This is a genomic window from Stenotrophomonas sp. 80084_Sma (genome assembly GCF_056481995.1).
The window spans coordinates 4639089-4652617 of the sequence record NZ_CM151177.1; the positions used below are offsets into that span (position 1 = coordinate 4639089).

Annotated in this window: 12 protein-coding genes and 1 pseudogene; 7 read left to right on the forward strand and 6 right to left on the reverse strand. The window is 67.6% G+C overall.

What is annotated here, in order from left to right; genetic code table 11:
- Nucleotide 1: 1 nt before the first annotated feature.
- The 5 genes from cydB to ACZK3W_RS21335 all read right to left on the reverse strand — a co-directional run bounded on the left by cydB (nucleotide 2) and on the right by ACZK3W_RS21335 (nucleotide 3860).
- A complete protein-coding gene (gene cydB, locus ACZK3W_RS21315; RefSeq protein WP_010482330.1) occupies nucleotides 2-1015 on the reverse strand; it encodes a cytochrome d ubiquinol oxidase subunit II in 1014 nt (337 codons plus the stop codon).
- Between the two features lies 1 nt (nucleotide 1016).
- Nucleotides 1017-2414, reverse strand: coding sequence for a cytochrome ubiquinol oxidase subunit I (locus ACZK3W_RS21320; protein ID WP_049462287.1), 1398 nt, complete (start codon nucleotides 2412-2414; stop codon nucleotides 1017-1019).
- 213 nt (nucleotides 2415-2627) lie between these two features.
- Entirely contained in the window at nucleotides 2628-2843 is a 216-nt protein-coding gene (locus tag ACZK3W_RS21325; protein ID WP_125893349.1) for a hypothetical protein, read from the reverse strand.
- On the reverse strand, nucleotides 2840-3493 hold the full coding sequence (locus ACZK3W_RS21330) for an RNA polymerase sigma factor (protein ID WP_180837868.1): 654 nt from the start codon (nucleotides 3491-3493) through the stop codon (nucleotides 2840-2842). Before ACZK3W_RS21330 ends, ACZK3W_RS21325 begins: the two co-directional genes overlap by 4 nt.
- A 37-nt stretch (nucleotides 3494-3530) precedes the next feature.
- Nucleotides 3531-3860 (reverse strand): hypothetical protein, encoded by a 330-nt coding sequence (locus tag ACZK3W_RS21335; protein WP_005414880.1) that lies wholly within the window; start codon nucleotides 3858-3860, stop codon nucleotides 3531-3533.
- A gap of 167 nt (nucleotides 3861-4027) precedes the next feature.
- Here ACZK3W_RS21335 and ACZK3W_RS21340 point away from each other — a divergent pair, with 167 nt between their 5' ends.
- The 7 genes and pseudogenes from ACZK3W_RS21340 to ACZK3W_RS21370 all read left to right on the forward strand — a co-directional run bounded on the left by ACZK3W_RS21340 (nucleotide 4028) and on the right by ACZK3W_RS21370 (nucleotide 12778).
- Nucleotides 4028-6397 carry a S9 family peptidase gene (locus ACZK3W_RS21340; RefSeq protein ID WP_293793696.1) on the forward strand — a complete coding sequence of 790 codons (2370 nt, stop codon included), beginning with the start codon at nucleotides 4028-4030 and terminating at the stop codon, nucleotides 6395-6397.
- Nucleotides 6394-6811, forward strand: a pseudogene (locus ACZK3W_RS21345) (NUDIX hydrolase). The gene ACZK3W_RS21340 and the pseudogene ACZK3W_RS21345 overlap by 4 nt, the downstream one beginning before the upstream one ends.
- A gap of 30 nt (nucleotides 6812-6841) precedes the next feature.
- Entirely contained in the window at nucleotides 6842-7402 is a 561-nt protein-coding gene (locus ACZK3W_RS21350; RefSeq protein ID WP_049398641.1) for a hypothetical protein, read from the forward strand.
- 35 nt (nucleotides 7403-7437) lie between these two features.
- Complete coding sequence (locus tag ACZK3W_RS21355) at nucleotides 7438-8556, forward strand: hypothetical protein (protein ID WP_478450260.1); 1119 nt, start codon at nucleotides 7438-7440, stop codon at nucleotides 8554-8556.
- Between the two features lie 37 nt (nucleotides 8557-8593).
- The gene (locus tag ACZK3W_RS21360; protein ID WP_478450261.1) at nucleotides 8594-10210 is read left to right on the forward strand and encodes a hypothetical protein; all 1617 of its coding nucleotides are present in this window, start codon (nucleotides 8594-8596) and stop codon (nucleotides 10208-10210) included.
- Nucleotides 10211-10264: 54 nt separating this feature from the next.
- A complete protein-coding gene (gene hemF, locus ACZK3W_RS21365) occupies nucleotides 10265-11161 on the forward strand; it encodes an oxygen-dependent coproporphyrinogen oxidase (protein ID WP_134952110.1) in 897 nt (298 codons plus the stop codon).
- A 96-nt stretch (nucleotides 11162-11257) separates the two neighbouring features.
- Nucleotides 11258-12778: a hypothetical protein gene (locus tag ACZK3W_RS21370; protein WP_293793683.1), complete on the forward strand. Its 1521-nt coding sequence runs from the start codon at nucleotides 11258-11260 to the stop codon at nucleotides 12776-12778.
- 49 nt (nucleotides 12779-12827) lie between these two features.
- On the opposite strand, the gene ACZK3W_RS21375 is transcribed toward ACZK3W_RS21370, so the two are convergent.
- Nucleotides 12828-13307, reverse strand: a complete 480-nt coding sequence (locus ACZK3W_RS21375; protein ID WP_478445225.1) for a DUF421 domain-containing protein — start codon at nucleotides 13305-13307, stop codon at nucleotides 12828-12830.
- Between the last annotated feature and the right edge of the window lie 222 nt (nucleotides 13308-13529).

Sequence of the window (13529 nt, forward strand, 5' to 3'; positions counted from 1 at the left end):
ATCAGTGGTAACCGGTGTCGGCGTGCACCTTGCCACGGAATACCCGGTAGGACCACGCCGTATAGCCGAGGATGACCGGCAGCAATATGACCAGCCCGACCAGCGTGAAGCCCAGTGACGACGCCGGCGCGGCGGCCTGCCACAAGGTCATCGACGGTGGCAGCAGATAGGGCCACATGCCCAGCACCAGGCCGAGGAAGCCGAGCACGAACAGGGCCAGGCTGAGCAGGAATGGCGGCAGGTCGCGGCGCGGGTGGGTGGCACTGCGCCACAGCGCGGCGGCTACCGCCAGGGTCAGCAGCGGCACCGGCGACAGCCACCAGAAGTTGCCGTCGCTGAACCAGCGATCCATCAACCGCGAATCGAGGAACGGCAGCCAGCTGCTCACAAGGCCCATCGCCGCGATCACCGCCACCACCAGTGGCCGGGTCATCTGCCGCGCCAGCGCCTGCACGCGCCCCTCGGTCTTCAGGATCAGCCAGGTGCTGCCCAGCAGCGCATAGCCGGCCACCAGTGCGGCACCGGTCAGCATCGCGAACGGGCTGAACCAGGCAAACGGCCCGCCCTGATAGACACCGTCCACCAGCGGGATGCCCTGCACCAGGGTGCCAAGGATCACGCCCTGGGCAAACGTGGCCAGCAGCGAACCGAGGCCGAACGCCACGCTCCACAACCGGCGCGATCGATGCGCCTTGAAGCGGAACTCGAAGGCCACGCCGCGGAACACCAGCGCCACCACCAGCAGCAGCACCGGCAGGTACAGCGCCGACAGCAGCACCGCATAGGCCTTGGGGAAGGCCGCCAGCAGGCCAGCGCCACCGAGCACCAGCCAGGTCTCGTTGCCGTCCCAGATCGGCGCGGCGGTGTTCATCATCAGGTCCAGCTGTTCCTCGTCCTCGGCGAACGGGGCAAGGATGCCGATGCCGAGCACGAAGCCGTCCAGCACCACGTACATCAGCACGCCGAAGCCGATCACCGCGAACCACGCCACCGGCAGCCAGGTCATCAGGTCCATGTCAGCGCTCCTCCAGCGGTTCATCGGCGGCCGACAACGGACGTGCCGGGGTATGGCTGCCATGGTCCAGCGACGGCCCCTCGGCATACGGCTGCGGCCCGTGGCGCAGGATCTTCACCAGGTACCAGATGCCCCAGCCGAATACGAAGGCATAGCCAACCACATAGACACCCAGCGACAACGCCGTCATCCACGCACTCTGCGGGCCGACCGCATCAGCGGTGCGCAGCACGCCATACACCACCCACGGCTGGCGCCCCATCTCGGTGACGAACCAACCCGACAGCAGTGCGATGAAACCGCTGGGCAGCATCCAGTTCCAGCCGCGCAGCAGCCACGGCGAATCCAGCAGCTTCCTGCGCCACAGCTGGAAAGCCGACACCCAGGCCAGCAGCAGCATCAGCGTGCCCAGCCCAACCATGATGCGGAAGGCGAAGAACACCGGCGTCACCGGCGGCCGTTCGCTGGCCGGCACCGAGGTGAGCGGATCGAAGGTGCCGTCCAGGCTGTGGGTGAGGATCACGCTGCCCAGCTTCGGAATCGCCACTTCGAAGTCGTTGCGCTCTTCCTTCTCGTTCGGCAGCGCGAACACCACCAGCGGCACGCCCTCGCCTTCCTGGGTTTCATGCCAGTGCGCTTCCATCGCCGCGATCTTCATCGGCTGATGCTTGAGCGTGTTCAGGCCATGCATGTCGCCGACGAAGATCTGTACCGGCACCGTCAGCGCCGCGAACGCCACCGCCGCGATCAGCATGCGCCGTCCGGCCTCGACATGTGTGCCCTTGCGCAGGTACCACGCGCCGACGCCACCGATCACGAAACAGGTGGTGATGAACGAGCCCAGCGCCATGTGGGCCAGGCGATAGGGGAACGAGGGGTTGAACACCACCTGCCACCAGTCCACCGGATGCACGATGCCGTTGACCATCTCGTAGCCGGCCGGTGTATGCAGCCAGCTGTTGGACGACAGGATCCAGAACGTGGAGAACAGCGTGCCCAGCGCCACCATGCAGGTGGAGAAGAAATGCAGGCGCGGCGAGACCCGGCCCCAGCCGAACATCATCACGCCGAGGAAGCTGGCTTCCAGGAAGAACGCGGTCAGCACCTCATAGGTCAGCAACGGACCGATGACCGTGCCGGCCACCTCGCTCAGCCGCGGCCAGTTGGTGCCGAACTGGAAGGCCATGACGATGCCGCTGACCACGCCCATGCCGAACGACACGGCGAAGATCTTCTGCCAGAAGAAATACAGCTCGCGCCACACGGGCAACTTCGTGCGCAGCCACCGCCATTCGATGAAGGCCAGCCAGCTGGCCGTACCGATGGTGAAGGCGGGGAACAGCACGTGGAAACTGATGACGAATCCGAACTGGATCCGGGACAACAACAACGCGTCCAAGGGACGCCTCCTGCCTGTGACCGGTGGGATACCGGACCACTTTAGGAGGATTTCGTTAAGGTGGGATGCGACCGGGTGACGCGCTGCTTCACTTTGTCGCAGGGGTCAACCGTTCTGGTAGCTGCCAACCTTGGTTGGCACACACGCCCAGACGCCGACCAAGGTCGGCATCTACCAACAGCGACTGGAGCGGCCCACCGCCCGGAGGGTGCCTCAGTGCCAGAAATACCAGACAGCTGCCGCCACCAACGCCCCCAACAACACCACCTGCACCACCACATAGCCCACGCCACTATCGCGCGATTCAGCGGCAATGCGCTTCTGCAGCGCCTCGCTCACATCCGGCGTTTCTTCCTGCTGTGTCTGCTCACGCAACGCCTGCGCCAGCGCGCGTTCTTCCGCATCGCGAGGGTCGGTCGATGGGCTCACAGCAGTTCTCCGGCGGCGGCATGCCGCGTCAGTTCCTGCTTCAGGACCTGGCGCGCGCGGTGCAGGTGGCTCTTGATGGTACCGCGTGCCAGCCCGGTCACCTGCTCGATCTCGACCAGGTCGAAGTCCTCCAGGTAGTGCAGGCCGACGATCAGGCGCTGCGGTGCACTCAACCGCTCCAGCGCCACGCCCAGATGGCGCCCCGCCTGCAGCGCCTCGCTCAGTTCAGCCGGCCCCGGTCCTTCATCGCCGATTCCCAGTTCCTCCGGCACCTCCACCGCCACCATCCATTGCGCCTCCAGCCGCCGCCGGCGCAGGTGCTGCAGCGCGGTGGTGTAGGCCACCCGGGAAACCCAGGTGCGCAGCGAGGATTCAAAACGAAAGCGGTGCAGCTGGCGGAACACGGCCAGGAAGGTCTCCTGCAGCAGGTCGGCCACCTGATCGCGGTCGCCCACCATGCGCCCGATCACATGTGCGCAGGTGCGCTGGTGGGTCTCGACCAGCTGCGAAAACGCCGCCTGCGAGCCATCGATGATGGCCCGCACCAGGGCCTGGTCCGCATCCAGCGGTGCGGCGGGTGCCGCCGTCGCCGCTGCATCGTGGCGGCGACGGCCCCGCAGTGCCGACAATGCTTCGCCGAGCAGGCTCATCTGCGGGGCGCCCCCTGTGCCCGTGACATGGGCCGGCTCAGCCCTTGCGTGCGGCGGGGCGGGTGAAGTGCCAGGCCAGCAGCTGGCCCAGGCCAGCACTGCCGACCAGCGCGGCGGCGGCACCGAAGGTCAGGTCACGGGCACCGATGGCTTCCAGCAGGGCCATGGCCAACGCCAGGCAGACCAGGCTGATGCCCCAGCGCAGCGCCCCCTGGCGGCGGCGTTCTTCTTCCAGCACGGCCAGCGAGCGGATCACTTCCTCCGGCACGTGCGGGGCCACCAGCTTGCTGCGGGCGCGGGCATCGGCAATGGCGTGGATCGCATAGGCGATGCAGATGAAGAGGGTGATCGGGATCAGTTCCTGCATGGTCGGGCTCCTGTTCGGTGGATGATGCGGGTTCAGAAGAATGGATGCGCAACCCCGGCCACCGGTTGCACCACTTTGCCAATCCCGCCGCCATGACCTGTGGCCCCTGCCCCGGGCCCTTGCGGCTGCTACGCTTGGCCGGTTTCCTCTTCTGGTGCCGTCCGCCCATGTCCCGAGTGCTGCCCCTGTCCCTCCTGCTGTCGGCCGTGCTGGCCGCACCGGCTGCGCATGCCGCGCCGACGCCGATCACCATCGAACAGGCCATGGCCGACCCGGACTGGATCGGTCCGCCGGTCGAGAAGGCCTGGTGGTCGTGGAACAGCCAGCAGGTGGAATACCAGCTCAAGCGCAACGGCAGCCCGGTGCGCGATACGTTCCGCCAGCCGGTGGCGGGTGGCGTGGCCGCACAGGTGGCCGATGACCAGCGCGGCACCCTGGACGTGGCCGAGCCGGTCTACGACCGCAGCCGCAGCCGCAGCGCCTTCGTCCGCAATGGCGACGTGTTCGTGCGCGACCTGCGCAGCGGCGCGCTGACCCAGCTGACCCGCAGCAACGAGCGCGCGGGCAACGTGAACTTTGCTGCCGACAATGGCGTGATCTGGCGCGTTGGCCAGAACTGGTTCCACTGGACCGCCGCCAGCGGCGTGCAGCAGGTGGCCAGCCTGAAGGCCGAGAAGGATCCGCGCACGCCGCCGAAGGCCGACGTGCTGCGTGACCAGCAGCTGCGCACGCTGGAAACCCTGCGCCGCGACCGCGACCAGCGCGAAGCACTGAAGGACCAGGACCAGCGTTGGCGCCAGGCCGACCCGACCCGCGCGCCGGGCCCGGTGTACCTGGGCACCGACGTGGAGATCGCCGACAGCGTGCTGTCGCCGGACCTGACCCACCTGATCGTGGTGACCAAGCCGAAGGACTTCGATGACGGCCGCGGCGGCAAGATGCCGCTGTACGTGACCGAGTCGGGCTACGAGGAAACCGAAGACACCCGCACCCGCGTCGGCCGTAACGGCTTCGAGCCGCACACCCTGTGGTACGTGGACGTGCGCACCGGCAAGGCCGAGAAGGTCTCGCTGGCCGGCCTGCCTGGCATCAGCACCGATCCGCTGGCCGAGCTGCGCCGCAAGGCCGGCAAGGACGCGCTGAAGGGCGAGCGCAGCCTGCAGGTGATGAGCGACTTCATGGGCGGTGGCATCCGCTGGAGCCCCGATGGCCAGCAGGCCGCAGTGATGCTGCGTGCCAACGACAACAAGGACCGCTGGATCATCAGTGTCAACGCTGCCGATGGCCGCGTGCAGAACCGCCACCGCCTGACCGACAACGGCTGGATCAACTGGGGCTTCAACGATTTCGGCTGGATGGCCGATGGCCGCACGCTGTGGCTGCTGTCGGAGGAATCGGGCTTCTCGCACCTGTACACCCAGGCCGGCACCGCCAAGCCGCAGGCGCTGACCAGCGGCAAATGGGAAACCTCGGCACCGGTGCCGTCGGCCGATGGCAAGGGCTTCTACTTCCTGTGCAACCAGCAGGCCCCGCATGACTACGAAGTCTGCGCGGTCGACACCGGCAGCCGCCAGGTGCGCGAGCTGACCAGCCTCAACGGCGTGGAAGACTTCTCGCTGTCGCCGGACGGCCAGCAGCTGCTGGTGCGCTACTCCGGCGCCTACCTGCCGCCGCAGCTGGCCGTGCTGCCCAGCACCAGTGGCCAGGCCCGCGTGCTGACCGACACCCGCACCGCCGACTACAAGGCGCGCCAGTGGATCCAGCCGAAGCTGGTGGCAGTGCCGTCCAAGCATGGCGCCGGCGTGGTCTGGGCCAAGTACTACGAACCGGAAAACAAGGAACCGGGGAAGAAGTACCCGATTGTGATGTTCGTGCACGGCGCCGGCTACCTGCAGAACGTGCACCAGCGCTACCCGGCCTACTTCCGCGAGCAGATGTTCCACAACCTGCTGGTGCAGAAGGGCTACATCGTGCTGGACATGGATTACCGCGGCAGCGAGGGCTACGGCCGCGACTGGCGTACGGCGATCTACCGCAACATGGGCCACCCGGAACTGGAAGACTACAAGGACGGCCTGGACTGGCTGGTCGACACCCAGCAGGGTGACCGCGACCACGCCGGCATCTACGGCGGTTCCTACGGCGGCTTCATGACCTTCATGGCGCTGTTCCGCTCGCCGGGCACGTTCAAGGCCGGCGCCGCGCTGCGCCCGGTGGTCGACTGGCACCAGTACAACCACGGCTACACCAGCAACATCCTCAACACCCCGGACATCGATCCGGAGGCGTACCGCGTGTCCTCGCCGATCGAGTACGCGCAGAACCTGCAGGACAACCTGCTGATTGCCCACGGCATGATGGATGACAACGTGTTCTTCCAGGACTCGGTGAACCTGACCCAGCGCCTGATCGAACTGCACAAGGACAACTGGTCGATCGCTCCGTACCCGCTGGAGCGCCACGGCTACGTCCGCGCCGATTCCTGGCTGGACCAGTACAAGCGCATCCTCAAGCTGTTCGAGCAGAACCTGAAGTGAGCAACGCCGCGGCCACGATCCATATCGTGGCCGCGGTCATCCTGGATGACCGCGGCCGGGCGCTGGTGGTGCGCAAACACGGCGCCAGCCGCTTCATCCAGCCCGGCGGCAAGCCCGAACCCGGCGAAGCGCCACTGCAGGCGCTGGCCCGTGAGCTGGACGAGGAACTCGGCGTGCAGCTGTGCACCGATGCCTCCATCGCTGGGCACGTTCCAGGACTGGGCGGTGAACGAGCCTGGCCACCGCGTGCAGGCCCAGGCCTGGTGGGTGCAGGTGGACGGCATGCCACAGGCACGCGCGGAGATCGCCGAACTGGCCTGGGTGCCGCTGCAGCCACCGCACGGCCTGCCCTTGGCACCGCTGAGCGAACACCATATCCTGCCGGCCGTCGCCACCCGGGTGACGGCCCGCTGAGCGCGCGGGCACCGATTGCAAGGACACCGGATGTCAATGTCGATCCCGCCGATTCCTTCGCTGGTCCAACCGACCTATCACGCTTGGGTGCGCCCGATCGCACACGCCTCGTTCTGGCTGTCACTGCTGCTCACGGTCTACTTCGTGATGCAGGGACTGCTGCTGTGGCCGCTGCACAACCTTCCGATCTGGCACCTGGTTGAGAGGGAAGTACAACTCCAGCACCTGCACAGCCTGATCTGGCTTCTGGCGCATCCGGTGGCCGCGTCGATGATCGTCGCACTGCTGTGCCTTGCCTCGACACTGGCCAGCTGGGGACTGCTGCGCGAGCGCAGCTGGGGCCTGTGGAGCTTTGTGGCGATCCTGCTGATGAGTGCATTGACCAACTTTGCGATCGCCGGGTGGCTGGACGTGTTCATGCGCGACGTCATCCCGTTTCTCTCCGACGACGCCGTCCTGCAACAGGAACTCCATCTGAAACGCTGGTTGATCACGCTGACCATGGTGGCCATGTCGTTCGTACTCCTCGGCCTGCAGGGCTGGCTGGCCTGGCGCCTGCTGCGACCAGACATCCGCTCGCGCTTCCACTGAGCCACACCCCTTTTCCGCACGACAAGGACCGTCGCATGCGCTTGCTGACCCTTCTCCCCGCGCTGCTGCTGTTCGCCGCGCTGCCTGCCGCCGCCGATGCGCTGCGCTGTGGCGAATACCGCAGCACCGACGGTGGCATGGCGCTGATATTCACATCACCCAGCAGCGGCTACCGCCGCGACGACGGCAGCGAGCCGGAGCCGCTGTGGGTCGATCGCAGTGCGGCGCAGGCCCGACTGGTCATGCTCGACGATGGCGTGGCACTGCCGGTCCGGATCAGCGCCGATGGGCAGCGCATCGAAGACGACGTGGTGGTCTACACGCTGCGCCAGTCCCGGGGCTGCGCCAGCGAACCCGCCGCGATTGCCGGCAGCTGCCGCGCCGCCGGCAGCCACTGCATTGCGCAGCTGCCCGCGGCTTCGCCCGGCCAGATCCAGCGCGCGTGCGACGAAGGCGTTGGCGCGGGCTGCTCGGCGCTGCTGCGACAACTGCGGGATGGCAGCCCAGCAAAGGCCACCGACGACGTCGGTGCCACGGGCTTTGAACGCCCGCCTGCCTGCCGCGAACACACGCCCGGGCATGACCCGCAGGCCTGCGAGGCGCTGACCAATGATGCATTGGCTGCCGCCATGCAGCGGGTGAATCAACGCCTGCAGCAGGAAGACGAAGACACGCTGGGTTCGCCGCTTCCGGCCGCTGCACGCGATCAGCTGCAGCAGCGGTGCCTGCAGCACCGCAGTGGCCGCTTCTGCGTGGAAGTGGCCGCGCAGCAATTGAACGCGCTGGAACCTGCGTTGGCAGTGCAGGCCCTGCAGGTGGTCTGCGATGCAGGCCGCGTCAGTGCCTGTGAGCGTATCGCGCCACTGCGTGAACTCGGCACCGACCTGCGCCTGGTTCCGCTGCAGCAGGTGCCGTGCGGCCGTTACCAGGCCGACGGTGGCGTGATCGACATGCTCGACTTCGGTGATGGCGCGCATGCCCGCCTGCATGAAGGCGCCGTCCAGCTGCAGCAGAACGGCGAAACCCTTGTGCTGCGCCAGCTCGGCAACGGCGACCTGCTCGGCATGGACAACCAGACGGCCTACCAGCGTTACCAGCTCGTGCCCGGCACGGCACAATGCACGCCCCCGCGCGAGGGCCAGGGTTCGCCGTAGCGCCAGGAGCTTCCCGTTCGATCGTCAAGGAGACGACATGCATTCACCCGCACCGCGCCGCCGCTGGCTGGCCTGGGCGTTGCTGCTGGCCGCGCCGATGGCCGCCGCACAGTCGCCACAATGCGGCCTGTTCAAGGCCGACGAAGGCAGCGGCACGCTGCGCATCAGCTCACCGAACCGCGGCGAGCAGAAGCACTTCGGCAGTGCGCCGTCTCCGGTCGCGTTCCAGCAGATCGACGGAAAGCTGCAACTGGTGAACCTGGAGTACGGCCTGCCCAGCGCGCTGCAAGTGCGCGATCGTGGCCGCACGGTCGAGGTGGATGGCACGGTCTACCTCCTGCAGGCGCCCGCACAGTGCGCCGCAGCCGCCACGCCGGCTGCAGGCAGCTGCCTGGCTGATGCGGCGGCGTGCCTGGACAACCGTCGCGAAGCGACCCCGGCCGCCCTGGAAGCGGGGTGTCGGGAAGGCGTGCCCGGCATGTGCCTGCAACTGGCTGATCGTTGGCACGAGGAGGCCAAACCCTCGGTCGAGGCCGATCCCGCCCTGGCAAAGGCAGCGCTCGACGCCGCCTTGTCTGGCATCAAACTCCCCGCTGCCTGTGACAACGGTGGCTTCGAACAGGGAACCCCGGCGTGTGCCGCGGCACTCGAGGCCAACCCGGCAGTGCAGGAGCAGCTGGTCAAGGCCGCGATGACGGCCGCCATGACCGAAGCCATGGTAACGATGACGGCACCGACCGTGCCGGTGATCATTCCAGCTGAGCGGCGGCAACAGTTGTTGCGGTTGTGCCGCGAGGTACCGCACGGCGGCTTCTGCACCCGCGTGGCTGAGCTGTCCTGGGACGCGGGAGATCCCCAGCAGGCGGTGCAGGCGCTGGCTGCGGCCTGCACATCCGGCAATGACACCGCCACCTGCGAGCGCCTGCCGGCGTTGCAGGCGGTGGGCGCATCGCTGCGACCGCAGCCCGCAACTGCATTGCCCTGCGGCAACTACCGGTCCGACGGCGGCCTGATGGACACGCTGGATTTCGGTGACGCCGGCCTGGTTGGCGTTGGCTGGAGCAGCCATCTTCGCGCACGCGTCGAAGCGGGCGACATCCGCATCCACCACGACCGGGACGGCGACTTCGTGCTGCGCCCGCTGCCCGGCGGCCAGTTGCTGGGGCTGGATAACTGGACCCGCTTCCAGGTGTTCGTCCCCACCGGCGAGGGCCCGACCCGGTGCAGTGCACCGAAGCAGTTCAAGGTGCTGCCACTGCCGCAGGATTGCCCGCTGGCGCTGGCCAACGAGGGCGGTGCCGAAGCCTGCTGCGCGCAGGGCAAGCTGCAGGGCTGCAACATTCTCGGCAACCGCCTTGCGCTGTCCGGGAACTGGCTGCAGGCCGCCGAGCACTACACCACAGTCTGCCGCGCGGGCGTGCGCGAAGGGTGCGAGAACCTGGTGACCGCGCAGGGCAACGGCGCGGAACTGGACGCACGGGCAACCCTGGAGCAGCTGTGCAAGGCCGACCGTAGTGGCCTGCATGTGGCCTGCGACGTGCTCGGCACCCAGAACTGGGAGCTGATCACGCTGGGAGGTGCTCTGCAGAAGGCGGTTGACGAGGCAGCCGTGGACGACGCTCCGGCGCCGCGCAACTCCAACCGCAAGCGCTGAGCCCGCCAGGGCCTGCCCGCAGCTTCGGGCGGGCCCTGCGGTAAAGTACGCGCCATGAACGAATTCGAGCGCGTGCGCGCCTATCTCACCGACCTGCAGGACCGCATCTGTGCGGCGATCGAGGCCGTCGATGGCCAGGCCCGCTTCCAGGAAGACCTGTGGCAGCGTGCCGAGGGCGGTGGCGGGCGTACCCGCGTGCTGCGCGACGGTGCGGTGTTCGAGCAGGCCGGCATCGGCTTCTCCGACGTGGCCGGCAGCCGCCTGCCGCCATCGGCCTCGGCCAACCGTCCGGAACTGGCTGGCGCCTCCTGGCGTGCCACTGGCGTGTCGCTGGTGTTCCACCCGCTCAACCCCTACGTGCCGACCACCCATGCCAACGTGCGCTTCTTCCAGGCGCAGCGCGACGGCGAAGTGGTGGCCAGCTGGTTCGGCGGTGGCTTCGACCTGACCCCGTTCTATCCGTTCGACGAGGACGTGCAGCACTGGCACCGGGTCGCGCGCGACCTGTGCGCCCCGTTCGGCGAAGAACGCTATGCCGCGCACAAGCGCTGGTGCGACGAGTACTTCTTCCTGCGCCACCGCAATGAAACGCGCGGCGTCGGCGGCCTGTTCTTCGACGACCTGCACGGCGACTTCGAGCGCGATTTCGACTATCTGCGTGCGGTCGGCGATGGCTTCCTGGATGCCTACCTGCCGATCGTGCAGCAGCGCAAGGACACCGCCTACGGCGAGCGCGAGCGAGAGTTCCAGCTGTACCGACGCGGCCGCTATGTGGAATTCAACCTGGTCTACGACCGCGGCACGCTGTTTGGCCTGCAGAGTGGTGGCCGCAGCGAAAGCATCCTGATGAGCCTGCCGCCGCGGGTGCGCTGGGAGTACGGCTTCACCCCGGAAGCGGGTAGCGCCGAGGCATGCCTGGCCGATTACCTGGTGCCGCGCGACTGGCTCTGACCTTCCGGCGCCACGCCTGAGGCGTGGCGTCTTCTCCTGCCTGTGGTGCGCCCTGCACCGGACAGGTCCTGCTTTGCCTCCTTCAAGGATGACCCCATGCATGCTGCTGTTTCCCTCCGCCCCCGCGCTGCGGGCTGGCGCTCTCTGCTGTTGCTCGCACTGGCCTCGGCCAGCCTGCCGGCTGCCGCGCAATCGATGGCCTGCGGCACCTACAAGGACAGCGACGGCACTATCACGCTGACCATCGAGAGCGAAGGCCACGCCTTCCTGTCCGGTCCCTACCAGGCCACCGAGGAACTGCGCATCGCCCGCCAGGAAGACGTGCTCGGCACCGGCAACCTGTCCACGGGACGCCTGGAAAACTGGTTCTTCTCGGACAACGACCGCACGATCAACACGCCCTATCGCGAGTTCACCCGTGAGCACGCCGCCGCCTGCAAGACGATGCCCGAGCCCATCGAAGATGGTTGCGTGATGAACACCTCCGAGTGCCTGGAGGCGCTGCCCGAGGCCGCACCGGTGAAGCTGCACGCCTGGTGTGCCGAGGGCGTGGGCGCGGCCTGCTCCCAGCTGTTGGAGACCTACCAGCAGCAGGCCAAGGACGCTGCCCCGGCGCCTGCACGAGCCGAGCCGCCGAAGCCGGAGATCTGCAAGGAGGATTCCGCATCCTTCAACGCCGAGGGTTGCAGGGCGATCGCCGAGGTGGTCGGGCTGGAGATGATCGGCAAGTCCCTGCTCGGGCTGCAGCATTCGGTTGATCCCGTGTTGCCGTCCGCGCAGCTCGATGAGCTGGCCACATTGTGCCGGCAGCAGCACGGCGAGACCTTCTGCGCCGACGTTGCCGAGGTGCTGTGGAGTGGCGGGCGCCTGTTGCAGGCCCACGAAGCGCTGCAGCTGTCGTGCGCGCAGCGCGCGGACGGCGTGGCCTGCGGCCGCGCCAAGGCGCTTGCCAGCCTGGCCGCTGCGCCGGTCGCTTCACTGGCTCCGGTGCCGGCCTCTGCGCTGCCGTGTGGGAGCTATGAAGCCGAGTACGGTGTGCTCTCGCAGCTGCGCTTCCTCGATGGCGGCCTGGTTGAGGCCGAGGGCCGCGACCAGCGCCTGCGCGCGCGCCTGCAGGACGGCCGCATCCTCATCCGTCCCGATGTCGGCAGCGACTTCGTGCTGCAACCGCTGAAGAACGGAAACCTCGCCAGCGTCGACGGCGGCAACCGCTTTGCCTACTACGAGCGCAAGCCGGCCACAGGCAATGCCAGCTGCACGCCGCCGGTGGCGTTCGTGGAGATCCCGCTGCCACTGGATTGCCCCACCCTGGCACGCAAGGACGGCGCCAAGGCCTGCTGCACCGAGGGCAAGCTGCTGGGCTGCAAGGTTGCCGGCGAAGCCCTGTTCGAGGCCGAGAAATGGGCCGCGTCGCTGCCCTACTTCGAGACGCTGTGCGGCGCCGGTGTCCGCGAAGGGTGCCTGGCATTGGCAGCGGTGTATTCGCATACCGCCGACCCGAAGATCCCGCAGGCCATGGCGGCGCTCTGCGCGAAGGATGGCGAGGGCACGCATGTAGCCTGCGATGTGGACGCCACCCGCAACTGGCCGGCACTGAAGGCCGAAGCCGCGCTCTGAGGGCGCGGGAAGGGGTACCCGTAGCGTCGAGCTTGCTCGACGCTACACGTCAGGTGCTCTTCCTGGGGATGATGGTGATGTGCCCGTTGATCTCCAGCAGGGCCAGCTCGACATCCTCCACGCCCAGGCAGCCCTGCTGGCGCATCGCGGCCTCGAAATCGGCGCGGGTGACCTGCTCACGGCGCAGAACGGCGTCGAACAGGCGCCCATCACGCGCGATCACTACCGGTTCTCCTTCCACCAGGCGCTCGATGCGACGGCTGCGGGTGCTCACCCAGCCCACCCCGTAGTTGAGCAGGATCAGGCTCGCGGCCAGCAACAAGCCACCGCCCAGCGAGGTATCGGTGCCGAGCAGTGCGTTCTGCACGGCATTGCCCAGCAGCACCACCAGCAGCACGTCGAAGGGGGTGATCTGCCCCAGCGGACGTTTGCCACTGAGCCGGACCATGCCCAGCACCACGACGTAGACCACCACCGCGCGCAGGATGAACTCCCACCACGGCATCGCCAGTGAGAACAGATCGGGCATTGCGGGTTCCCCTGCGGAGCGGTGGCCCAGCGTGGCGCAGGCCACGTCATCTGGCAACGGCACAAATAAAAAGCCCCGCTGACCAGGGGGAGGTCAACGGGGCCGGGGAACGGGCACTTGGGGAGGAGTCCCCGTTCCGAGATCTGCTCCAGGGGATGGGAGAGATCCACAACAGGCGTTGCGCCTGTCGAGAGTTATAGAAGCACTCCGAACACTAACGGT

Excerpts from the sequence above, each read along its gene's own strand:
- cydB (WP_010482330.1), bottom strand. The coding sequence starts at position 1,015 with ATGGACCTGATGACCTGGCTGCCGGTGGCGTGGTTCGCGGTGATCGGC.
- ACZK3W_RS21330 (WP_180837868.1), bottom strand. The coding sequence starts at position 3,493 with ATGAGCCTGCTCGGCGAAGCATTGTCGGCACTGCGGGGCCGTCGCCGC.
- ACZK3W_RS21335 (WP_005414880.1), bottom strand. The coding sequence starts at position 3,860 with ATGCAGGAACTGATCCCGATCACCCTCTTCATCTGCATCGCCTATGCG.
- ACZK3W_RS21340 (WP_293793696.1), top strand. The coding sequence starts at position 4,028 with ATGTCCCGAGTGCTGCCCCTGTCCCTCCTGCTGTCGGCCGTGCTGGCC.
- ACZK3W_RS21350 (WP_049398641.1), top strand. The coding sequence starts at position 6,842 with ATGTCAATGTCGATCCCGCCGATTCCTTCGCTGGTCCAACCGACCTAT.
- ACZK3W_RS21355 (WP_478450260.1), top strand. The coding sequence starts at position 7,438 with ATGCGCTTGCTGACCCTTCTCCCCGCGCTGCTGCTGTTCGCCGCGCTG.
- ACZK3W_RS21360 (WP_478450261.1), top strand. The coding sequence starts at position 8,594 with ATGCATTCACCCGCACCGCGCCGCCGCTGGCTGGCCTGGGCGTTGCTG.
- hemF (WP_134952110.1), top strand. The coding sequence starts at position 10,265 with ATGAACGAATTCGAGCGCGTGCGCGCCTATCTCACCGACCTGCAGGAC.
- ACZK3W_RS21370 (WP_293793683.1), top strand. The coding sequence starts at position 11,258 with ATGCATGCTGCTGTTTCCCTCCGCCCCCGCGCTGCGGGCTGGCGCTCT.
- ACZK3W_RS21375 (WP_478445225.1), bottom strand. The coding sequence starts at position 13,307 with ATGCCCGATCTGTTCTCACTGGCGATGCCGTGGTGGGAGTTCATCCTG.